Source organism: Pseudomonas sp. FG29, from assembly GCF_057809355.1.
Window position 1 is genome coordinate 22,428 of the sequence record NZ_JBMDJU010000007.1, and the last position, 22,353, is coordinate 44,780.

The 22,353-nt window shown below is 64.8% G+C and carries 20 protein-coding genes; 11 read left to right on the top strand and 9 right to left on the bottom strand.

The window, feature by feature from the left end; all coding sequences use genetic code 11:
- A complete protein-coding gene (locus tag ACODS1_RS09820) occupies window positions 1-1,650 on the top strand; it encodes a DUF2300 domain-containing protein (RefSeq protein ID WP_489085512.1) in 1,650 nt (549 codons plus the stop codon).
- Window positions 1,647-2,435: a YfaP family protein gene (locus ACODS1_RS09825; RefSeq protein ID WP_489085513.1), complete on the top strand. Its 789-nt coding sequence runs from the start codon at window positions 1,647-1,649 to the stop codon at window positions 2,433-2,435. The genes ACODS1_RS09820 and ACODS1_RS09825 overlap by 4 nt, the downstream gene beginning before the upstream one ends.
- A 13-nt stretch (window positions 2,436-2,448) precedes the next feature.
- On the opposite strand, the gene ACODS1_RS09830 is transcribed toward ACODS1_RS09825, so the two are convergent.
- From ACODS1_RS09830 to gatC, 6 genes are all read right to left on the bottom strand, one after another.
- Entirely contained in the window at window positions 2,449-2,832 is a 384-nt protein-coding gene (locus tag ACODS1_RS09830; RefSeq protein ID WP_322980521.1) for a carboxymuconolactone decarboxylase family protein, read from the bottom strand.
- A complete protein-coding gene (locus ACODS1_RS09835) occupies window positions 2,829-3,929 on the bottom strand; it encodes a calcium/sodium antiporter (protein WP_489085514.1) in 1,101 nt (366 codons plus the stop codon). Before ACODS1_RS09835 ends, ACODS1_RS09830 begins: the two co-directional genes overlap by 4 nt.
- Before the next feature lie 91 nt (window positions 3,930-4,020).
- Window positions 4,021-4,446, bottom strand: coding sequence for a septal ring lytic transglycosylase RlpA family protein (locus ACODS1_RS09840; RefSeq protein WP_489085515.1), 426 nt, complete (start codon window positions 4,444-4,446; stop codon window positions 4,021-4,023).
- Between the two features lie 62 nt (window positions 4,447-4,508).
- A complete protein-coding gene (gene gatB / locus ACODS1_RS09845; RefSeq protein WP_489085516.1) occupies window positions 4,509-5,957 on the bottom strand; it encodes an Asp-tRNA(Asn)/Glu-tRNA(Gln) amidotransferase subunit GatB in 1,449 nt (482 codons plus the stop codon).
- Between the two features lie 110 nt (window positions 5,958-6,067).
- Window positions 6,068-7,519 carry an Asp-tRNA(Asn)/Glu-tRNA(Gln) amidotransferase subunit GatA gene (gene gatA, locus ACODS1_RS09850; protein ID WP_489085517.1) on the bottom strand — a complete coding sequence of 484 codons (1,452 nt, stop codon included), beginning with the start codon at window positions 7,517-7,519 and terminating at the stop codon, window positions 6,068-6,070.
- Between the two features lie 15 nt (window positions 7,520-7,534).
- On the bottom strand, window positions 7,535-7,822 hold the full coding sequence (gene gatC, locus ACODS1_RS09855; protein ID WP_489085518.1) for an Asp-tRNA(Asn)/Glu-tRNA(Gln) amidotransferase subunit GatC: 288 nt from the start codon (window positions 7,820-7,822) through the stop codon (window positions 7,535-7,537).
- 200 nt (window positions 7,823-8,022) lie between these two features.
- On the opposite strand from gatC, the gene mreB reads away from it, so the two are divergent.
- The 8 genes from mreB (at window position 8,023) to tldD (ending at window position 18,999) form a co-directional block, all read left to right on the top strand.
- Window positions 8,023-9,060 (top strand): rod shape-determining protein MreB, encoded by a 1,038-nt coding sequence (gene mreB, locus ACODS1_RS09860; protein WP_159971523.1) that lies wholly within the window; start codon window positions 8,023-8,025, stop codon window positions 9,058-9,060.
- Between the two features lie 201 nt (window positions 9,061-9,261).
- Window positions 9,262-10,176, top strand: coding sequence for a rod shape-determining protein MreC (gene mreC / locus ACODS1_RS09865; protein WP_416340193.1), 915 nt, complete (start codon window positions 9,262-9,264; stop codon window positions 10,174-10,176).
- Window positions 10,176-10,664 (top strand): rod shape-determining protein MreD, encoded by a 489-nt coding sequence (gene mreD / locus ACODS1_RS09870; protein ID WP_322980515.1) that lies wholly within the window; start codon window positions 10,176-10,178, stop codon window positions 10,662-10,664. The genes mreC and mreD overlap by 1 nt, the downstream gene beginning before the upstream one ends.
- A 49-nt stretch (window positions 10,665-10,713) precedes the next feature.
- Window positions 10,714-11,310, top strand: a complete 597-nt coding sequence (locus ACODS1_RS09875) for a Maf family protein (protein ID WP_489085519.1) — start codon at window positions 10,714-10,716, stop codon at window positions 11,308-11,310.
- 46 nt (window positions 11,311-11,356) lie between these two features.
- Window positions 11,357-12,814 carry a ribonuclease G gene (gene rng / locus ACODS1_RS09880; RefSeq protein WP_322980513.1) on the top strand — a complete coding sequence of 486 codons (1,458 nt, stop codon included), beginning with the start codon at window positions 11,357-11,359 and terminating at the stop codon, window positions 12,812-12,814.
- Between the two features lie 14 nt (window positions 12,815-12,828).
- Entirely contained in the window at window positions 12,829-16,647 is a 3,819-nt protein-coding gene (locus tag ACODS1_RS09885; RefSeq protein WP_489085520.1) for a YhdP family protein, read from the top strand.
- A 58-nt stretch (window positions 16,648-16,705) separates the two neighbouring features.
- On the top strand, window positions 16,706-17,554 hold the full coding sequence (locus tag ACODS1_RS09890; RefSeq protein ID WP_489085521.1) for a carbon-nitrogen hydrolase family protein: 849 nt from the start codon (window positions 16,706-16,708) through the stop codon (window positions 17,552-17,554).
- A gap of 2 nt (window positions 17,555-17,556) precedes the next feature.
- Window positions 17,557-18,999: a metalloprotease TldD gene (gene tldD, locus ACODS1_RS09895; protein WP_489085522.1), complete on the top strand. Its 1,443-nt coding sequence runs from the start codon at window positions 17,557-17,559 to the stop codon at window positions 18,997-18,999.
- A 165-nt stretch (window positions 19,000-19,164) separates the two neighbouring features.
- On the opposite strand, the gene yjgA is transcribed toward tldD, so the two are convergent.
- Window positions 19,165-19,683 (bottom strand): ribosome biogenesis factor YjgA, encoded by a 519-nt coding sequence (gene yjgA, locus ACODS1_RS09900; RefSeq protein ID WP_489085523.1) that lies wholly within the window; start codon window positions 19,681-19,683, stop codon window positions 19,165-19,167.
- A 122-nt stretch (window positions 19,684-19,805) separates the two neighbouring features.
- Between yjgA and pmbA the strand changes: the two genes are divergently transcribed.
- Complete coding sequence (pmbA, locus tag ACODS1_RS09905; protein WP_489085524.1) at window positions 19,806-21,152, top strand: metalloprotease PmbA; 1,347 nt, start codon at window positions 19,806-19,808, stop codon at window positions 21,150-21,152.
- A 53-nt stretch (window positions 21,153-21,205) separates the two neighbouring features.
- On the opposite strand, the gene ACODS1_RS09910 is transcribed toward pmbA, so the two are convergent.
- Window positions 21,206-21,478: an HPr family phosphocarrier protein gene (locus tag ACODS1_RS09910; protein WP_322980508.1), complete on the bottom strand. Its 273-nt coding sequence runs from the start codon at window positions 21,476-21,478 to the stop codon at window positions 21,206-21,208.
- Window positions 21,479-21,493: 15 nt separating this feature from the next.
- On the bottom strand, window positions 21,494-22,351 hold the full coding sequence (gene rapZ, locus ACODS1_RS09915; protein WP_322980507.1) for an RNase adapter RapZ: 858 nt from the start codon (window positions 22,349-22,351) through the stop codon (window positions 21,494-21,496).
- Window positions 22,352-22,353: the final 2 nt, after the last annotated feature.

Below are 22,353 nucleotides of genomic sequence, written 5' to 3' on the forward strand. Positions count from 1 at the left end.
ATGCGCGCGCTGGCCTGGCTGGCCTTGCTGGCGCCCTGTCTGGCTACGGCCGGAGAGGCGCCGCTGCAGCTGGCCTGGCGCACGTCGCAAGGCGCCGAGCTGTTGCGCCTGGATGAGCGGCAACTGCTCGCCCGCGAGGCGTTGCCGGCGGATCTGCGCACGCCGCTCGGCAGCCTGTGGAAGCTGTTTGTCTACGCCTACCAGGTCGACCGCGGCCTGCCCGATCCGGGCTACACCTGCAGCGGCCAGGATCGCGAAGAGGTCTATTGCTGCCAGACCGGCGAGCGCATCGACCGTGACCAGGCGCTGGTCAAGTCCTGCGGCCTGTACTTCGCGCCGCAGCGCCTGGGGATTGAGGCCGGGTCGTGGCATGACTACTGGCAGGCGCGCCAGGCGCCGGACTGGCTGCTCGATCTGAACGGTCTGCAACCGCAGCACCGCGTTGCGGTAAGCCAGTTGCTCGACAGCCTGGCGACCTTGCCGGCCCAGGCCGAGGCGCGCCGGGTGCTACTCGATGTGACCAGCAACAGTGCCGATGGCGCGCTGCTCGGCCCGCTGGGCGGGCGCCTGCGGGTCAAGACCTGGAGCTGGCTGGCCGATGGCGATGCGCAGGCGCGCCAGGGCGGTTTCGCCGGCTGGCTGGTCGACGGCACGCCGCTCTGGGCCGGTGGCGCCGGCACCAGTCAGCGCGTGCTCAGGCACTACGGCGAAGCGCTGGGCCAGGTGCTGCCGGCTCCCTGGCCGAGCGAGGCGGGCGGCTGCGTCGAGGTGGCCCTGTTCGACCGCTATCCGCTGCGCAGCCTGAGCCGCGCTGATGGCAGCCCGGTCAGCCAGCCGGGTGCGCTGCAGGGGCATTATCAGGTGACCTTCGCCAACGGCAATGTGCTGCCCATCGAAAGCCAGGGCGAGTTGTTTCTGCTGCCCGGCGCTACGCCGCGCCTGGTCGCGCGCCTGCAACGCGAGGAATACGTGGCGCGGGTGCTCGACCGTGAGGGCGCGGCGCAGCCAGCCGAAGCGGCCAAGGCGCTGGCCGTGGCCATCCGCACCTACCTGCTGCAGAACGGCGAGCGCCGTGATGAGTGCCTGGCGATCCGCGACAGCAGCGCTCAGCAACGCGTCGCGCCACGCCCGGCCAGCGCCGCCGCGCGCGAGATCGCGGCGTGGACGGCCGATCTGGTGCTGGCCGGCGCGGTGGTCACCTATCACGCTGATCTGCCGGGCAGCGACCGCCTCGTCTGGCGTCAGGCGGTCGAGCAGGCCGAGGCCGGTCTGCGTTACGACGCGATCCTGGCGCGGGCCTTCGCGCGCTCCAGCCTGAGTCGCTGGGACAAACCCATCGCCGCCTGCCAGCCACTGGCCGCCGCCGAGGACTGGTTGCAACAACGGCGCCGCCGCTGGCGCCCGCTGCTCGATGCCGAGGCCGGCTATGCCGAGACCGGCGATTTCGCCGTCTGCCGCCTGCACAGCGGCAAGCCACATATCGACCGCGAGCGCCGACGCATCTACGTGCGCGGCCTGCAATCGCTGCAGGATCGCCTCGACCTGACGCACGAATACCTGCACCTGGCCTTCGAGGCTCACCCCAACGGCCAGGATGAGAATTACATCGAGGGCCTGGCCCGTTACCTGCTGCTGGAAGCTCAGCCATGAACCATCGTTTGCGTTTCGCCTCCCTGCTGCTGTGCACTCTGCCCTTCGGCGCCTTCGCCGAGATCACCCTGGACACGCCGCGCGCCGGTTGGCGCACCGGCTCGGACGAGGGCGCGCACTTCATGCAGGAGGTCAACTACCCGGCCTCGGCAGTCAACAGCGCGCCGGATCAGGGCGATGCCGCGCGCATCCTCGGGCGCATCAAGTCCACTGACAAGGCGCCGACTGGTGCCCCGGCACGCCTGGTGGTCAATGGCATCAGCATGCCGCTCAAGGTGCAGGATGATGGCCGCTTCGACCGGCCCTTCGTCTTCCCGTCCGGCAGCAATAACGTCGAAGTGCGCAGCCCGGACGGCCAGCAGGTGCGTCGTGTGCAGTTCTACAACAACGGCAGTGGCGAGACGCCGGCGCGGCTGCGCGTTGTGTTGTCGTGGGACAGTGACAACACCGATCTCGACCTGCACCTAGTGACGCCCGATGGCGGTCATGTCTGGTATGGCGAGCGCGCCCTGGCCAATGGCGCGGCGCTGGATGTGGATGTGACCGGTGGCTTCGGCCCGGAAATGATCGCCTCGCCGACGCCGCTCAAGGGCGAGTACCTGGTCTACGTCAACTACTACGGCGGTGGTTATGGCGAGGCGGGCGACCCGGCAGCCGAGCTGACCACGGCGCAAGTGACGCTGATCAGCGAGGAAGGCACACCCAACGAGAAGCAGGAGTCCTTCCTCATTCCCATGCGCGCGCCGGGCGAGCTGACCCTGGTCAAGCGCTTCAGCTACCCCTGAGCCTGGGAGTGGTTCAGGCGCTCTGCGCCTGCCATTCGTCGATCACTTCCTGGGCGGCGCGGAAGGCGTCGATGCTGGCTGGCACGCCCGCATACACCGCGCAATGCAGCAGGGTTTCGCGGATTTCCTCGACGGTGCAGCCGTTGTTCAGGGCGCCGCGTACGTGGCCCTTGAGTTCCTGTGGGCATTTCAGCGCGGTCAACGCCGCCAGGGTGATCAGGCTGCGGGTCGCGCGGGGCAGGCCGCTGCGCGTCCAGACACCGCCCCAGGCATGTTCGTTGACGAAGTCCTGCAGCGGCTGGGTGAACTCGGTGGCATTGCCCAGAGCGCGGTCGACGAAGGCATCGCCCATCACTTCTCGGCGCACCTGCAGGCCGCGCTCGTGGCTGTCGCTCATGGTTGGATCTCCTGGCCGCGTTGCTTGTGCCAGGCGCGTGCGGCGATCACCACCAGGGTGATGGCGGTCAGCGGCAGGGCGTAGCCGATCATCGCCTCGCCGAAGGTCTGCGCGAACGGGCGACCTGTGCTGAACATCACCAGATAGAAGGTGTAGGCCACGTAATAGGCGAGGAACAGCAGGCCCTCCCAGCGGTTGATGCGGTAGCCGGCAAAGAAGATCGGCAGGCAGGCCACCGCCACGGCGATCATCACCGGGAAGTCGAAGGCCAGAGCATTGGGCGATACGGCAATGGACGCTGGCGAAACCAGCGAAGCCAGGCCGAGTACGCAGAGCAGGTTGAAGATATTGCTTCCGACAATATTGCCGACGGCAATGTCGCGCTCGCCCTTGAAGGCGGCGATGATCGAGGTGGCCAGTTCCGGCAGCGAGGTGCCGATGGCGATCACAGTGAGGCCGATCACCAGTTCGGACAGACCGAGTGCGCGGGCCAGTTGTACGGCGCCTTCGACCAGGAAGTTCGAGCCTGTAACCAGCAGCACCAGACCGACGATGATCAGGCCGAGGTTGATGACCCAGGCGTAGGGTTTGGCAGGTTCGTTGAGGCCGAACTCTTCGGCGAACTCATCGTCCTGCGCGCCCTTGTCCTTGCGTGCGCTGTAGATCAGGAAGCCGGTATAGCTCAGCACGCCGGCGAACAGCAGGGCGCCGTCGAGACGGCTCAGTTCGCCGTCCCAGGCCAGGCCGAAGGTCAGCAGGCTGGCGCCGATCATGATCGGTACGTCGAGGCGAATGAGCTGGCGCGAGACGATCAGGGGCGCGACCAGGGCAGTCATGCCGAGGATCAGCAGGACGTTGGCGATATTGCTGCCGACCACGTTGCCGATGGCCAGGTCGCCGCTGCCGTTGAGCGCCGATTGCACGCTGACTGCGGTTTCCGGTGCGCTGGTGCCGAAGGCTACCACGGTCAGGCCGATCACCAGGGGTGGGATGCCGAACTGGGCGGCCAGCTTGGCAGCGCCGCGCACCAGCACTTCGGCGCCGGCCACCAGTAGCACCAGGCCGGCGATCAGGTAGACGTAGGTCATCAGGGTCATTGCATGCGAGCTCCGGAAAAAGTGCGGCTAGTGTAACGATGGCCTATGGCGGCGCCAGAGGGGTGTCGCAGCGATTTGTTACAGACTCTGTTCAGTCCAGGGCTTCGATACGCACCGGCGCCACGCCTGAGCGCAGCATGTCCAGGCGCTCGGCGGCGGCGCGGGAAACATCGATGATGCGTCCGCGCACGAAGGGGCCGCGATCATTGATGCGCACCACCACGCTGCGCTCGTTGTTCAGGTTGGTCACCCGTACTTGCGTGCCGAACGGCAGGGTGCGGTGGGCGGCGGTCAGCGCGCGCTGGTCGAAGCGCTCGCCGCTGGCGGTCTTCTTGCCGTGATGGCGATCGCCGTAATAGGAGGCTTCGCCGGTTTCGCTGGTGCCTGAGCCTGCGCCGCCGAAGGTCGAGCAACCGCCGAGCAGGGCGAGCGCACCCAGCAAGGCCCAGGTCTGTAGCCTGGCTGTAATCCGGGGGCTGGGGATTTCCCGGATTGCATCCGGGCTACGGATCGTCATCGTGGTTATCTCCAGATAAAAAGACGCCGGGCAGGCCCGGCGTCGTTTCAATGAATAGAGGCTCAGCTTTCGAGCTTCTTCTTCAGCAGTTCGTTCACTTGCCCTGGGTTGGCCTTGCCCTTGGAGGCTTTCATGGCCTGGCCGACGAAGAAGCCGAACATCTTGCCGCGCTTGGCTTCGTCGCTGGCGCGGTACTGTTCGACTTGCTCGGCATTGGCCGCCAGCACTTCGTCGAGCATCTTCTCGATGGCGCCGGAGTCTGTGACCTGCTTGAGGCCCTTTTTCTCGATCACTTCATCGGCTGTTGCGCCTTCACCGGCAGCCAGGGCTTCGAAGACCATCTTGGCGATCTTGCCGCTGATGGTGTTGTCCTTGATGCGCAGGATCATGCCGCCCAGTTGCTCGGCGGAAACCGGCGACTGCTCGATCTCCAGGCCCTCTTTATTCAGCAGGCTGGACAGCTCGCCCATCACCCAGTTGGCCGCCAGTTTGGCGTCGCCACACACGGCATTGACTGCCTCGAAGTAGTCGGCCAGTTCGCGGCTCGCGGACAAGACGCTGGCGTCGTAGGTGGACAGGCCGAACTGGCTCTCGAAACGCTCGCGCTTCTGCGGCGGCAGCTCAGGCAAGCCAGCGCGCAGCTCGTCGAGGAAACTGCGCTCGATCACCACCGGCAGCAGATCCGGGCAGGGGAAGTAACGGTAGTCGTTGGCTTCTTCCTTACTGCGCATGGAGCGCGTCTGATCCTTGTTCGGATCGTACAGGCGGGTTTCCTGCACCACCTTGCCGCCGTCTTCGATCAGCTCGATCTGGCGCTGCACTTCATGGTTGATGGCTTTTTCGATGAAACGGAACGAGTTGACGTTCTTGATCTCGGCGCGGGTGCCGAACTCGGCCTGGCCTTTCGGGCGCACCGAGACGTTGCAGTCGCAACGCAGCGAGCCTTCGGCCATGTTGCCGTCGCAGATGCCCAGGTAGCGGACGAGTGCGTGGATGGCTTTGACATAAGCCACAGCTTCCTTGGCCGAACGGATGTCCGGTTCGGAGACGATCTCCAGCAGCGGCGTGCCGGCGCGGTTCAGGTCAATGCCGCTCATGCCCTGGAAGTCTTCGTGCAGGCTCTTGCCGGCGTCTTCTTCCAGGTGCGCACGGGTGATGCCGATGCGCTTGACGGTACCGTCTTCCAGGGTGATGTCCAGATGGCCCTTGCCGACGATGGGGTGATCCATCTGGCTGGTCTGGTAGCCCTTGGGCAGATCCGGGTAGAAGTAGTTCTTGCGCGCGAAGACGTTGCGCTCGCCGATTTCAGCGTCGATGGCCAGGCCGAACTGGCAGGCCATGCGCACGGCTTCGGCGTTGAGCACCGGCAGGGTGCCGGGCATGCCGAGGTCGATCAGGCTGGCCTGGGTGTTGGGCTCGGCGCCGAAGCTGGTGGCGCTGGCCGAAAAAATCTTCGATTGGGTGCTGAGCTGAGCGTGGATCTCAAGCCCGATCACGGTTTCCCATTGCATCTTTAGTGTTCCTCGATCCTGTATGGCATGGGCAGGCCCTCTCCCGGCGCTACGCGCCACCCTCTCCCATGAATGGGAGAGGGGAAAAGGCCACATGGCTGCGCCATGGCCTAGAAGCCGCTCGGTGCGTGTTTATGCCAGTCGCTGACCTGCTGATACTGGTGCGCGACGTTGAGCAGACGACCTTCCTGGAAATAGTTGCCGAGCAACTGCACGCCCACCGGCAGGCCATCGACGAAGCCGGCCGGCATCGACAGGCCGGGAATACCGGCCAGGTTGGCGGTGATGGTGTAGATGTCTTCCAGGTACGCGGAGACCGGGTCGCCACCTTTCTCGCCGATCTTCCAGGCCAGGTTCGGCGTGGTCGGGCCGAGGATCACGTCGACCTCGTTGAACGCAGCGACGAAGTCGTTCTTGATCAGGCGGCGGATCTGCTGGGCCTTGATGTAGTAGGCGTCGTAGTAACCGGCGGACAGGGCGTAGGTGCCGACCATGATGCGGCGTTTGACTTCCGCACCGAAGCCTTCGCCGCGCGAACGCTTGTACAGGTCTTCGAGGTTGACCGGGTTCTCGCAGCGATAGCCGAAACGCACGCCGTCGAAGCGCGACAGGTTGGAGCTGGCCTCAGCGGGTGCGATCACGTAGTAGGCGGGGATCGCGTGCTGCATGTTCGGCAGCGAGATGTCCTTGACGGTGGCGCCGAGCTTTTTCAGCTCCTCGACCACGGCCATGACCTTCTCGCCGATGCGCGCATCCAGGCCGGCACCGAAGTACTCCTTGGGCAGGCCGATGCGCAGGCCAGCGAGCGGCTGGGCCAGCGCTGCCAGGTAGTCATCGACCGGCTGATCGACGCTGGTGGAATCCTTCGGATCGAAACCGGCCATGGCGCCGAGCAGCAGGGCGCAGTCCTCGGCGGTGCGGGCCAGTGGGCCGCCCTGGTCGAGGCTGGAGGCGTAGGCGATCATGCCCCAGCGCGAGACGCGGCCGTAGGTGGGCTTGATGCCGGTGAGGTTGGTCAGCGCCGCCGGCTGGCGGATCGAGCCGCCTGTGTCGGTGCCAGTGGCGGCCGGCAGCAGACGTGCGGCAACCGCTGCAGCCGAACCACCCGAGGAGCCGCCGGGTACGCGGCTGGTGTCCCAGGGGTTCTTCACCGGGCCGTAGTGGCTGGATTCGTTGGCCGAGCCCATGGCGAACTCGTCCATGTTCAGCTTGCCGAGGGTGACGGTACCGGCGGATTTGAGCTTGTCGACCACGGTGGCGTCATAGGGCGCCTTGAAGCCGGTGAGGATCTTCGAACCGCAGGAGGTCAGCACACCGTGGGTGCAGAACAGATCCTTGTGCGCGATCGGCGCGCCGAGCAGGGCGCCGGTTTCGCCAGCGGCGCGGCGGGCGTCAGCGGCCTTGGCCTGATCCAGCGCGAGGTCTTGGGTGACGGTGATGAAGCTGTTGAGCTGCGGATCGAGCTGCTCGATGCGCGTCAGCAGGCTGCGGGTCAGTTCTTCGGCGGAGAATTGCTTGGCCGCAAGGCCCTTGGCGATCTCGGCCAGAGTCAGTTGATGCATGTCAGGCCCTTTCCTTTATTCGATGACTTTCGGCACGAGGTACAGGCCGCTTTCCACGGCCGGGGCGATGGCCTGGTAGGCGTCGCGCTGGTTGCTCTCGTTGACCACGTCGGCACGCAGGCGCTGGGTGGCTTCCAGCGGGTGGGCCAGGGGTTCGATGTCCTGGGTATCGACGGCCTGCATCTGGTCGATCAGGCCGAGGATGTTGTTCAGGGTCTCGGTGGTTTGCGGAATATCGCCTTCATTCAGACCCAGGCGGGCCAGGTGGGCGATTTTTTCCACCTCGGAGCGTTCAAGCGCCATCGGGGGTTCTCCAGTGGAAGTGTGACTGAGAGGGCATGCAGGGAACGGATGTCGCGAGCCAGCGGTCAAAGGCCGCGATGTGCAGCTACAAGGCCCGGAAAAACAGGCAATCTACCATATTGCCGCCTTGCTCAAAATCCCTGCCGTTGTTAGAGTTTGCCGCACTTTTTTACCCACGCGTTGCCTAGGGTCCCTTCCTAATGTTCAAGAAACTGCGTGGCATGTTTTCCAGCGATCTGTCGATCGACCTGGGCACTGCCAATACCCTTATTTATGTGCGCGAACGCGGCATTGTTTTGAATGAGCCTTCCGTGGTCGCCATTCGTACTCATGGCAACCAGAAGAGCGTCGTCGCCGTCGGTACCGAGGCCAAGCGCATGCTCGGCCGTACGCCTGGCAATATTTCCGCGATCCGCCCGATGAAAGATGGCGTGATCGCCGACTTCAGCGTCTGCGAGAAGATGCTGCAGTACTTCATCAACAAGGTTCACGAGAACAGCTTCCTGCAGCCCTCGCCGCGTGTACTGATCTGCGTGCCGTGCAAGTCGACCCAGGTCGAGCGCCGCGCCATTCGTGAATCCGCTCTGGGCGCCGGTGCCCGTGAAGTGTTCCTGATCGAAGAGCCGATGGCCGCTGCCATCGGTGCCGGCCTGCCGGTCGAGGAAGCCCGTGGTTCGATGGTCGTCGACATCGGCGGTGGCACTACCGAGATCGCCCTGATCTCCCTCAACGGCGTGGTCTATGCCGAATCCGTCCGCGTTGGCGGCGACCGTTTCGACGAAGCCATCATCACCTACGTGCGCCGCAACTACGGCTCGCTGATCGGTGAAGGCACCGCCGAGCGCATCAAGCAGGAAATCGGTACCGCCTACCCGGGCGGCGAAGTTCGTGAAGTCGACGTGCGTGGCCGTAACCTGGCCGAGGGCGTACCGCGCAGCTTCACCCTGAACTCCAACGAAGTGCTCGAAGCGCTGCAGGAATCTCTGGCGACCATCGTCCAGGCGGTCAAGAGCGCGCTGGAGCAGTCGCCGCCCGAACTGGCCTCGGACATCGCCGAGCGCGGTCTGGTGCTGACCGGCGGTGGTGCGCTGCTGCGCGATCTGGACAAGCTGCTCTCCCAGGAAACCGGCCTGCCGGTGATCGTCGCCGAAGACCCGCTGACCTGCGTCGCCCGTGGCGGCGGCAAGGCCCTGGAAATGATGGATCGCCACGCCATGGATCTGCTCTCTACCGAGTAAGTCCCACGGTCGTGGACATTCGCCGTGCCGCCTCCGGGCGGCACGCGCATATTCGAGCTATTGCAGTACACTCGGCCACAACTTTTCCTGACCGGTTCGCCTCTCGCATGATTTCGCGCGCTTTCCGTCCCTGTGGCGTACAAGGAGCAGGTCATTAAGCCGCTCTTCGCCAAAGGCCCCTCGCTGGGTATTCGCCTGCTGGTGTTTGCCGTGCTGTCGGCTGTGCTGATGGTGGTCGACGCCCGCTTCGATGCGCTCAAACCGATGCGTAGCCAGATGGGGCTGGTGCTCACGCCTTTCTACTGGATGGCCGATCTGCCGGTACGTGCCTGGGAAAACGCGACGCAGCAGATTTCCTCGCGCAATGAACTGCTGGCCGAGAACGAGAAGCTCAAGGCCGAAGCCCTGCTGTTGCAGCGTCGCCTGCAGAAGCTGGCGACCCTCACCGAACAGAACGTGCGCCTGCGCGAACTGCTCAACTCCGCCGCGCTGGTGGATGAGGACGTGCTGGTCAGCGAACTGATTGGCGTCGACCCCAACCCCTATACCCATCGCATCCTCATCGACAAGGGCGAGAAGGACGGTGTGTTCCTCGGCCAGCCGGTGCTCGATGCCCGTGGCCTGATGGGCCAGGTGGTGGAGATCATGCCCTACACCGCGCGGGTACTGTTGATCACCGACAACACCCACAGTATTCCGGTGCAGGTCAACCGCAACGGCCTGCGTGCCATCGCCGTTGGCACCGGCAACCCGGAAAGCCTGGAGCTACGCCACGTCGCCGATACCGCCGACATCAAGGAAGGCGATCTGCTGGTCAGCTCCGGCATGGGCCAGCGTTTTCCGGCCGGCTATCCGGTGGCCACGGTCACGGAAGTGATCCACGATTCCGGCCAGCCCTTCGCCATCGTTCGCGCCACGCCGACCGCCGCGCTCAATCGCAGTCGCTACCTGTTGCTGGTGTTCTCGGATCGGCGTACGCCGGAAGAGCGCGCCAACGATTCTGCTCAGGCTCAGGAGGCGGCCGACCGCGAGGCGCAACAGGCGCGCGACGGTGCCTCGGCTGCGCCCACGGATGCGTCGTCGCATACGCCGACGCCTGCACAGGAGACGCATTGATGGCCGGTACCTATCCCCGCAATGGCTGGGTGATCTGGCTCAGCCTGGCGCTCGGCCTGCTGCTCAGTGTGTCGCCGTTGCCGGAGTTCATGCAGATTGGCCGCCCGCTATGGGTGGCGCTGTTTCTCACCTACTGGGTGCTGGCCCTGCCGCACCGGGTCGGCATGACCACTGCCTGGGTGCTTGGCCTGGCGCAGGATGTGCTGTTCGGTTCGCTGCTGGGGCAGAACGCCCTGATCCTCACCCTGATCACCTTCCTGGTGCTGAGCCTGCATCAGCGCCTGCGCATGTTTCCCATGTGGCAGCAGAGCATGGTGCTGATGGTGGTGTTCGGCCTGGCGCAACTGGTGCAACTGTGGCTCAACGCCCTGACCGGCAGTCGCCCCCCGACCCTGGCGTTCATCCTGCCGGCGCTGGTCAGTGCGCTGCTCTGGCCCTGGGTGTGCGTCCTTCTGCGCGGCTTGCACCTGCGCCTCAACGTCAACTGAGCGCGGCCCGCCGCACGGCCGGTCGCGGTTCGCCATAGGAGTCCAGCACATGGCCGAACTGTTCCTGGCTTCCGCCTCGCCCCGCCGTCGTGAACTGCTGGCCCAGATCGCTGTGCCCTGCGTCACGCAAATCGCCTCGATAGACGAAACCCCATTGCCAGATGAGCCGCCGGCAGCCTATGTAGAGCGTCTGGCGCGCGGCAAGGCGCACGCCGGGCTGCTCGCATTGTCGAAACAGGCAGATGCCGTGGTGCTCGGCGCCGATACGGCTGTGGTACTCGACGGCGAAATTCTCGGCAAGCCGCAGGACTTCGCCGACTTTCAGCGCATGCTGCGTGCGCTGAGTGGCCGTACTCATCAGGTGATGACGGCCGTGGCCCTGGTCAGCCAGGCGCGTGAGATGGCGCAGGTGGTGTGCAGCGATGTGAGCTTCCGTTCCCTGAACGACGCCGAGATCGCCGCCTACTGGGCCAGCGGCGAACCCTGCGACAAGGCGGGCGGTTATGGTATTCAGGGGTTGGCGGCGGTGTTCGTCAGCCGCATCGAGGGCAGTTACTCGGCGGTAGTCGGTCTGCCTTTGTGCGAAACGGCGCAGATGCTCGGTGATTTCGGCATCGCCTGCTGGCAAGCGCCGGCCGCCCACTAAACTTTTTGCCACGCCAAGCGGGCAACGAATCCATCGGGATGGATGCATGAGCGAAGAGATTCTGATCAATATCACGCCAATGGAATCGCGCGTGGCGGTGGTGGAAAACGGCGTTCTGCAGGAAGTGCACGTCGAGCGCACGCAAAAGCGCGGCATCGTCGGCAATATCTACAAGGGCAAGGTGGTGCGGGTGCTGCCGGGCATGCAGGCGGCCTTCGTCGACATCGGCCTGGAGCGCGCGGCGTTCATCCATGCCTCGGAGATTTCCAGCCGCGAAGGCGCGGCGGTGGAGCCGATCAGCGCGCTGGTGCACGAGGGCCAGAGCCTGGTGGTGCAGGTGACCAAGGATCCCATCGGCAGCAAGGGCGCGCGCCTGACCACGCAGCTGTCGATTCCCTCGCGCTATCTGGTGTACATGCCGCGCACCAGTCACCTGGGCATTTCCCTGAAGATCGAGGACGAGGCCGAGCGCGAGCGCCTCAAGCAGGTGGTTGCCGACTGCGTCGCTGCCGAGGGCATCGAGGAGGCGGGCGGCTTCATCTTGCGTACCGCCGCCGAAGGCGCGGGGGCCGACGAGATTCTCATCGACATCCGCTACCTGCGACGCCTGTGGGATCAGATTTCCGCGCAGGTACAGACGGCCAAGGCGCCGTCGGTGATCTACGAAGACCTGTCGCTGGCCTTGCGCACCCTGCGTGATCTGGTCAGCCCGCGCACCGAGAAGATCCGTGTCGACTCGCGCGAGACCTTCGGCAAGATCACCCAGTTCGTTGCCGAGCTGATGCCGGAAATCGCCGACCGCCTGGAGCACTACCCCGGCGAGCGGCCGATCTTCGACCTGTACGGCGTCGAGGACGAAGTGCAGCGCGCGCTGGAGCGCAAGGTGCCGCTCAAGTCCGGTGGTTACCTGGTGGTCGATCCGGCCGAAGCGATGACCACCATCGACGTCAATACCGGCGCCTTCGTTGGTCATCGCACCCTGGAAGAAACCATCTTCAAGACCAACCTGGAGGCGGCCACGGCCATCGCCCGCCAACTGCGCCTGCGTAACCTTGGCGGCATCATCATCATCGACTTCATCGACATGGAGGACGAGGAGCATCAGCGCCAGGTGTTGCGCACCCTGGAGAAGCAGCTCGAACGTGACCATGCCAAGACCAACATCATCGGCATCACTGAACTTGGCCTGGTGCAGATGACCCGCAAGCGCACCCGCGAGAGCCTCGAGCAGGTGCTGTGCGAGCCGTGCAGTGCCTGCCAGGGGCGCGGCAAGCTGAAAACGCCGGAAACCATCTGCTACGAGATCTTCCGCGAGATCCTGCGCGAGGCGCGGGCCTACCAGGCAGAAAGCTATCGCGTGCTGGCCAACCAGAAGGTGGTCGACCGCCTGCTCGATGAAGAGTCGGGTAACGTCGCCGACCTGGAGGCCTTCATCGGCCGCACCATCAAGTTCCAGGTGGAGAGCATGTACTCCCAGGAACAGTACGACGTGGTGCTCCTCTGAGCGCGGGTGCCGAGGTGAACCGCCTCGCCATGCTGTTCGCGGCGCTGTTGCGCTGGGGCCTGGGCCTGTGTGCGGCGCTGCTGGTGCTGGCTGCCCTGTATGTCAGCCTGGGGCGTGAGTTGCTGCCGTTGGTGGCCGAGTACCGCCTGGAGCTGGAAGACCGCGCCAGCGCGCAGCTCGGCATGCCGGTACGTATCGGCCATCTGGATGGGCGCTGGCAGGGCTTCGCACCGCTGCTGGTCGCGCGCGACGTGCAGTTGGGCACCGAGGGTGAAGGGCTGAGCCTGGAGCAGATTCAGCTCGTACCAGACGTGCTGGCCAGCTTGCTGGCCCGCGCGCCGCGTATTGCCCATCTGCAGTTGCAGGGGCTGCAGCTCAATCTGCAGGAAGACGAGCAGGGCGCCTGGCATCTGCAAGGCCTGCCGCAACGTCAGACGGCGCCGCCAGATGTGGCGCAGGTGCTGCAGCAACTGCGCGTGCTGCAGCGCGTCAGCCTGCTCGACAGTCGTGTGGTGCTGCAACCCCACGGGCGCGAGCCGCTGCTGCTCAGCTACGTCAACCTGAGCTTGCGCTACGGTGCTTCCAGTCAGCGTCTGGATGGGCGTTTTCTGCTGCCCGATGGTCAGCCGGTGGCGCTCAACCTGCGCACCCGCCTGCAGCCGCAAAACTGGCGGGAGGCGCAATCCGAACTCTATCTCAGCCTGCCGCAGAGCGACTGGGCTGCCTGGCTGCCACCGCGGTTGACCGCGCAGTGGAAGCTGCAACGGCTGAGCGCAGGTGGTGAGTTGTGGCTGGCGGCGCGGGGTACGCAGCTACAGCGTGCGGCGCTGCGTGTGCATGCGCCACAGCTTCGGCTGAACTATGCCGAGCGTGAGCCGGTGACGCTCGATGATGTGGCTTTCAATGCCTTCTTCGCTGCAAAGGATGACGGCCTGCATGCGCAGATCGATTCGCTGGCCCTGAGCCACGGCGAACAGCGCCTCGGTGAAGTGCACCTGGCGCTCGACGGCAGCGGTGACAGCGAGCAGCGACAGTGGAAGCTGGCGGCGGATCGTATCGACCTGGCCGCCTGGACGCCTCTGGTGCAAGCGCTTGCACCCATGCCCGAGGCGGCGCGCGAGGCTGTGGCTGCTCTGGCGCCGAAGGGCAGTGTGAGCAACCTGCATCTGGATTTCCGCCCTGCACTGAGCGGGCCTGAGCGGTTGCAGTTCGCTGCGAACCTCGAGCAGGTAGGCTTTTCGGCCTATCACGGCGCTCCGGCGGCCGAGAACGTCAGCGGCAGCATCAGCGGCGATCTGCAGCAGGGTGAGCTGCGCCTTAACACTGAGGACTTCGCCCTGCACCTGGATCATTTCTTCCCCGAGCCCTGGCGCTACCGACATGCCCAGGCCCGGCTGGCCTGGCAGTTGAACGAAGAGGGACTGACCTTGGCCAGCCCCTACATGCGCCTGGATGGCGAGGAAGGGCAGATTGCCGGTGACATGCTGATCCGCCTGCTGAGTGATCCCGAGGCCGAGGACTACATGGATCTGCGCGTGGGCCTGCGTGACGGGGATGCGGCCTACACCCGCAAATACCTGCCGACGCGCTCGCCAGCGATGAGCGAAGCGCTCAGCGAATGGCTGCAGACGGCCATCAAGGGCGGCAAGGTGGAAGAGGGTTATTTCCAGTATCAGGGCTCGATTCGCAAGGGTGACCCGCGCGAAGCGCACAACATGAGCCTGTTCTTCCGTGTCAGCGACGCCGAACTGGCCTTCCAACCAGGCTGGCCGGCCTTGCGCGAGGGGCGTGGTGACGTGCTGATCGAACCGGATGCCGTGCGTGTACGCCTGCAGCAGGGGCGTCTGCTCGACAGTACGGTGAGTGACGTCAAGGCCGACATTGCGCTGCTGCATGACGGCAAACCACCGCACCTCAAGCTCGAAGGCGACGTGCAAAGCAGCCTGGGTGATGCCCTGAAGATCTTCCAGGAAGCGCCGCTGGGCACGCAGAAAGTGTTTGCCGGCTGGCAGGGTGAAGGGCCGCTGGCCGGTCGTCTGGATCTCGATATTCCGCTGCAGAAAGGCCAACCGCCGACTGTTGTAGTGGATTTCGCCACCGAAGGGGCGAGCCTCAAACTGGCCAATCCGGAGCTGCAACTGAGCCAGATCGAAGGGGCGTTTCGTTTCAACTCTGCCAGCGGCCTCAGTGCGCCGAAGGTCAGTGCCCAGGTGTTCGGCCGTCCGGTCAGCGGCAGCATCAGCGCACAAGGCTCGCGCGGCCAGGGGCGCACGCTGTTCGATCTGCGTGGTCAGGTCGAGATAACGGCGCTGCAGAAATGGCTGAAGGCGCCGCCGAGTCTGCCGGTCACTGGGCTGTTGCCCTACCGGCTGCGCCTGACCCTGGATGGTGATGACAGCCTGCTGCGTGTCGACTCCACGCTGCGCGGCGTCGCGGTCGAGTTGCCGGCACCGTTCGGCAAGGCCGCAGGCGAAGAGCTGCATGCCGACTGGCGCATGACCCTGTCCGGGCGCGAGCGCCGTTATTGGGCGCAATACGCCGAGTTGGCCAGCCTGAGCCTGGCCTCACCACCGGGTGCCCTGGCGCAAGGGCGTGGCGAACTGGTGCTGGGCGGCGAGGCGGCGCGCTTGCCGACCGAACCAGGCTTGCGCGTGCGTGGGCGGCTGGTCGAGCTGGATCTCAGCGCCTGGCAGCAGGTGGGCAGCAAGCACAAGGTTTCCGTAGATGCCGACAGCCAGCGGCTGTTCAAGAGTGCGCAACTGGACATCGGACGTTTCCGTGGTTTCGGCCAGGAGGTCGAGAAGCTGAGCGTCGGTCTGACGCGTCAGGGCCAGGCCTGGGCTTTGCAACTGGACAGTGCATTGGCGGCTGGCCAGGTGCTGTTGCCGGATGCTGATAACGCACCGATCGGCATCGATCTGCGCTATGTCAGGCTGCCGGCCCCCGATCCTGATGCGGACAAGAGCATGTCTGCGCCCGACCCTCTGGCTGACGTCGACCCGCGCAAGATTCCGGCGCTGGACGTGCATATCGATCAGGTGCGGCGCGGGGACAAGGTGCTCGGTGCGTGGTCGCTGAAAGTGCGCCCCGAAGCACAGGGCGTTCGCTTCGATGAGCTGGATCTGGATCTGCAGGGCCTGAAGATCGGCGGCAGCGCCGGCTGGCGTGGTGAGCCTGGCAACAGCCGCAGCTGGTACAAGGGGCGTCTGCAAGGGGGGGATCTGAGCAAGATCCTGCAGGCTTGGGATTTTGCCCCCAGCGTCACCAGTGAGAGCTTCCGCGTGGATGCCGATGGCAACTGGCCGGGCTCGCCTGCCTGGTTCTCGCTCAAGCGTTATTCCGGCAATCTCGATCCGTCGCTGCGCAAGGGACAGTTCGTCGAGGTGCAGGGTTCGGCTCAGGCCTTGCGGGTGTTCGGCCTGCTCAATTTCAACTCCATTGGTCGTCGCCTGCGTCTGGATTTCTCCGACCTGCTGGGCAAGGGGCTGAGCTACGACCGGGTCAAGGGTAATCTGCAGGCGACCAATGGTCTGTTCGTCACCCGTGAGCCGATCACACTCTCCGGACCGTCGAGCAACCTGGAGCTCAACGGCAATCTCGACATGGGGAACGAGCAGATCGATGCCAAGCTGCTGGTGACACTGCCGGTGACCAACAACCTGCCGCTCGCCGCACTGATCGTCGGTGCGCCGGCGATCGGTGGTGCGCTGTTCGTCGTCGACAAGCTGCTGGGCGACAAGGTGGCGCGTTTCGCCAGCGTCCAGTACGACGTCAAGGGGCCGCTGCAGGAGCCCGAGATCAGCTTCGACAAACCCTTCGAAAAGCCGCAATGAGGCCGCGCATTGGCGTACTCTGTCGCCAGGCGAACCTGCCGCGTACAAGAGCGTACCCATGAACCTCGCTGTAATTCAGATGGTCAGTCAGGACGATGTGCTGACCAATCTCCGACTGGCTCGACGCATGTTGGAGCGCGCCGCCCAGGGCGGTGCCCGCCTGGTCGTGCTGCCGGAAAACTTCGCGGCCATGGGCCGACGTGACCTCGCCGCCATTGGCCGTGCCGAGGCGCTCGGCGAAGGGCCTATCCTGCCCTGGTTGAAACAGGCCGCGCGTGACCTCAGCTTATGGATAGTGGCCGGGACACTGCCGCTACCGCCCGATGACGATGCCGAGGGCAAGCCACGGGCCTGCTCCCTGCTGATCGACGAGGATGGCGAGCGGGCGGCGCGTTACGACAAGCTGCACCTGTTCGACGTGGATGTCAGCGATAACCGCGGTCGCTATCGCGAGTCCGACGATTTTGCTCACGGCCAGCGCATCGTCGTGGCCGACACGCCGGTTGGACGTCTGGGCCTGACGGTGTGCTACGACCTGCGCTTCCCCGAGCTGTACTCGGCGCTGCGCGAGGCCGGTGCCGAACTGATCAGCGCGCCCTCGGCCTTCACCGCCGTCACCGGCGCGGCGCACTGGCAGGTGCTGGTTCGCGCCCGCGCCATCGAAACCCAGTGTTATGTGCTGGCGGCCGGGCAGGGCGGCGAACATCCGGGGCCCAGGCAGACCTTCGGTCATTCGGCCATCATCGACCCCTGGGGCGTGGTGCTGGCCGAGCAGGAACAAGGCGAGGCGGCCTTGCTGGCCTCGCGCGACGCCGCCGAACAGGCGGCCATGCGCCAACGCATGCCGGTGCAGCAGCACCGCCGATTGTTTTCATCGGATGTACCGCGTCCGATTGTTGTGGAGTGACCATGAATACGATGTTGCAATCCGTCAGCGAGCACCTGCTCGCCCCCGGCAACCTGACCCTCGACAGCCTGAGCGCTGTGCTCGGCGAAGTCGCCGGGCCGGGTATCGATGCCGCCGACCTGTACTTCCAGAGCCAGGTTTCGGAAACCTGGGTGCTGGAGGATGGCATCGTCAAGGAAGGCAGCTTCAATCTCGACCAAGGCGTCGGTGTACGCGCCCAGTCCGGTGAGAAGACCGGCTTCGCCTACAGCAATGCCATCAGCTTGGATGCGCTGAGCCAGGCGGCGCGTGCTGCTCGTTCGATATCCCGGGCCGGGCAAGAGGGCCGTGTACAGGCGTTCGTCAGCCCGCAGGTGACGCAGCTCTATGCCGAAGGTAATCCGCTGGATGTCATGAGCCGCGCCGAGAAGGTCGAATTGCTGCAGCGTATCGACCGCGCCACCCGTGCGCTGGATCCGCGTATCAAGCAGGTGACCGTCAGCCTGGCCGGCGTCTGGGATCGGATTCTGGTCGCCGCGCATGATGGCAGCCTGAGTGCCGACATCCGCCCGCTGGTGCGTTTCAACGTCAGTGTCATCGTCGAGCAGAATGGTCGTCGCGAGCGTGGAGGCCATGGCGGCGGTGGGCGTACCGACTACCGCTATTTCCTCGAAGAGGATCGCGCCATGGGCTATGCCCGCGAGGCGCTGCGCCAGGCACTGGTCAACCTCGAAGCCATTCCTGCACCGGCCGGCACGTTGCCGGTGGTGATGGGCGCCGGCTGGTCTGGCGTGCTGCTGCATGAGGCAGTCGGCCATGGTCTGGAGGGCGATTTCAACCGTAAGGGCAGTTCGGCCTACAGCGGCAAGGTGGGCGAGAAAGTCGCTTCCAGCCTGTGCACCATCGTCGACGACGGCACCCTGGCCGGGCGCCGGGGTTCGCTCAGCGTCGATGACGAAGGCACCCTGACCCAATGCACCACGCTGATCGAGAACGGCGTGCTCAAGGGCTACATGCAAGACAAGCTCAATGCGCGCCTGATGGGCGTGGCGGCTACCGGTAATGGCCGTCGCGAATCCTACGCACACCTGCCGATGCCGCGCATGACCAACACCTACATGCTGGCCGGTGAGAGTGACCCGGAGGAAATCATCCGTTCGGTGAAGAAGGGCATCTACTGCGCCAATCTCGGTGGCGGACAGGTGGACATCACCAGCGGCAAGTTCGTGTTTTCCACCAGCGAGGCCTATCTGATCGAGGACGGCAAGATCACCGCGCCGGTCAAGGGCGCCACACTGATCGGCAATGGGCCTGAGGCCATGAGCCGGGTGTCCATGGTCGGTAACGATCTGGCGCTGGACAGCGGTGTCGGCACCTGCGGCAAGGACGGCCAGTCGGTGCCGGTAGGCGTGGGCCAGCCGACGCTGAAGATCGACGCGATCACCGTGGGCGGTACCGGCGCGTGAGTCGCGCCGGCTTGGCGATGCCTAGCAGGCCGTTGAAGAACGTAGGCGAGGCAGGCAAGACAAGGCAAAAACAGCCGAAAAAGCGCAGTTTACGTGCTGTAAATGAGCATTTTGAGGCTGTTTTTAACGCAGTATTGCCAACGCAGGTAGTTTTTCAACGGCCTGCTAGCGCAGGCCGCGCTGGATTTCGTCCAGCTCGCGGATGTACTTGAACACTTTGCGCGCGGCGGCCGGCGGCTTGTTGTGTGTGGCCTCATGCTGGGCATGACGGATCAGCCCGCGCAGATGCTGGACGTCGGCCTCGGGGTAGAGTTCGACGAAGCTTTCCAGAGCGCTGTCGCCTTCGCCGATCAGGCGGTCGCGCCAGCGCTCGAGGGCGTGGAAGCGCTCGTTGTACTCGCGGGTGGAACTGTCCACCTGGTCGATCAGGGCGAGGATCGCCTCGACATCCTGTTCACGCATCAGCTTGCCGATGAACTGGATGTGGCGTTTGCGTGCGGCATTGGCCGTGTGCTTAGGCGCTTCGGCCAGGGCACGGCGCAGGGCGTCGGTCAGCGGCAGCTTGGCCAGCAGATCCGCTTTGAGGGTGGTCAGGCGCTCGCCGAGATCCTGCAGGGCATGCAGTTCACGTTTGACCTGGGATTTGCTCTTCTCCAGAGAGAAGTCGTCATAGGAATCAGACATGGGGTGGGTCCAGAGGGAAACGCCGCCATGATAACAGCAGCGACAGGCTTCGAGCTTCTCGCTGCAGGCGAAGAACGCTTGGGGCGTGCAGCCTGAAGCGTCTTTGAAGAATTGGAGTGGTTATGAGTGAAGTAGAACTGATCGGGCCACAGGCCCTGCCGGCGCTGCAGCAGCAGGTCGAAGCCATTCTTGCCGAGGCCGCACGTCAGGGCGCCAGTGCCTGCGAGGTGGCCGTTTCCGCGGGGCAGGGGCTCTCCACTACGGTGCGTCAGGGCGAGGTGGAAACCGTCGAGTTCAACCGCGACCAGGGTTTTGGCATCACGCTCTACGTTGGTCAGCGCAAGGGTTCGGCGAGCACCTCGGCCACGGGCGAGGCGGCGATTCGCGAGACGGTGGCGGCGGCCCTGGCCATCGCCAAACATGCCAGCGAAGACGAATGCGCCGGCTTGGCCGATGCCGCCTTGATGGCGCGTGAGCTGCCGGAGCTGGATCTCTACCATCCCTGGTCGATCACGCCCGAGCAGGCCGTCGAGCAGGCGCTGAGCTGCGAGGCGGCAGCTTTCGCCGCCGATGCGCGGATCAAGAATGCCGACGGTACCAGCCTCAACACTCACCAGGGCTGCCGCGTCTACGGCAACAGCCATGGCTTCATTGGTGGTTATGCCAGCACCCGCCACAGCCTGAGCTGCGTGATGATCGCCGAAGGCGAGGGGCAGATGCAGCGCGACTACTGGTATGACGTCAACCGTCAGGGCGAGCTGCTGGCCGATGCTGCGGGGATCGGTCAGCGTGCTGCCGAGCGTGCGGTCAGTCGCCTTGGTGCGCGCCCGGTGCCGACCTGCGAAGTACCGGTGCTGTTCGCTGCCGAGCTTGCTGGCGGGCTTTTCAGCCATCTGCTGGCGGCGATCTCGGGTGGCAACCTGTATCGCCATTCCTCCTTCCTCGAAGGCGCACTGGGCCAGCGTCTTTTCCCTGAGTGGCTGAGCCTCGACGAGCGCCCGCACCTGCCGCGCGCGCTGGGCAGTGCCACCTTCGATGGTGACGGCCTGGCGACCTATGCCAAACCGTTCGTGGAGAAGGGCGAGCTGGTGTCCTACGTACTCGGCACCTACTCCGGGCGCAAGCTGGGCCTGCCCAGCACCGCCAACTCCGGTGGTGTGCACAACCTGTTCGTCACTCATGGCGACGAAGACCAGCAGGCGCTGATTCGCCGCATGGGGCGTGGACTGCTGGTCACTGAGCTGATGGGGCATGGGTTGAACCTAGTGACGGGCGATTATTCCCGTGGCGCGGCGGGCTTCTGGGTGGAGAATGGCGAGATCCAGTTCCCCGTGCAGGAAGTCACCATCGCCGGCAACCTGCGTGACATGTTCCGCCAGATCGTTGCCGTTGGCCGTGATCTGGAGCGCCGCGGCAATATCTGCACCGGCTCGGTGCTGATCGAGAAGATGACAGTCGCCGGTAGCTAAAGCGGCAGAAACGACAAGGCCACCCGTAGGTGGCCTTGTCGTTTGTCAGGCACTCATTCGCCTTCGTCGAAGTAGTTTTCGATCAGTGCGACCACGGCATCCATGGCCTCCTGATCCTGTTCGCCTTCGGTATGCAGGTGCACACTGGTGCCCTTGCCGGCTGCCAGCATCATCACGGCCATGATGCTCTTGCCATCGACCAGGCTGTCGCTGCTGCGGCCAATGCGCACCTGACAGGGATAACGGCTGGCGACACCGACGAACTTGGCGGCGGCACGGGCATGCAGGCCAAGTTTGTTGATGATGGTGATTTCGCGGGTTGGCATCGCGGCAGGGATTCCTTAGCTGAGGTCGCGGTGGCGAACCTGGACGTTCTTCAGTGACCGTTTCAGCGCTTCGTTGAGGCGGCTGGCCAGATAGACCGAGCGGTGATGGCCGCCGGTACACCCAATGGCAATGGTCACATAGGCGCGGTTGCTGGCAGCGAAGCGTGGCAGCCATTTGTCCAGATAGGCGAGGATATCCTGATACATCTCCTCGACTTCCGGTTGTGCCGCGAGGTAGTCGATGACCGGCTGATCGAGCCCGGAAAAATCGCGCAGTTCAGGTTTCCAGTAGGGGTTGGGCAGGCAGCGCGCGTCGAACACCAGATCGGCGTCCACGGGCATGCCACGTTTGAAGCCAAAGGACTCGACGAGAAAGGCCGTCCCCGTCTGTGCCTGCCCTAGCAGGCGCAGCTTCAGCGCGTCGCGCAACTGGTAGAGGTTCAGGCGAGTGGTATCGATGCGCAGGTCGGCGAGATCGATGATCGGCGCCAGCAACTGCGTCTCGTAGGCGATGGCCTCGGCCAGCGAGCGATGTTCGTTGGTTAGCGGATGACGCCTGCGGGTTTCCGAGAAGCGCTTGAGCAGGGTGTCGTCTTCGGCGTCGAGGTAGAGCACCTCACAGCGGATGCCGCGCTTGTTGACCTCGCTGAGCAACTCGGGAAAGCGGCGCAGCTGGCTCAGCAGGTTGCGTGCATCGATGGACACCGCAACCTGTGGCAGCAGCAGGTCACTGTGCGGCAGAAAACGCTCGGCCAGCTCTGGCAACAGGCTCGCCGGCAGATTGTCGATGCAGTAGAAACCGTTGTCTTCGAGTACATCGAGGGCGGTGCTCTTGCCGGAGCCGGAGCGACCGCTGACGATGATCAGGCGCATGA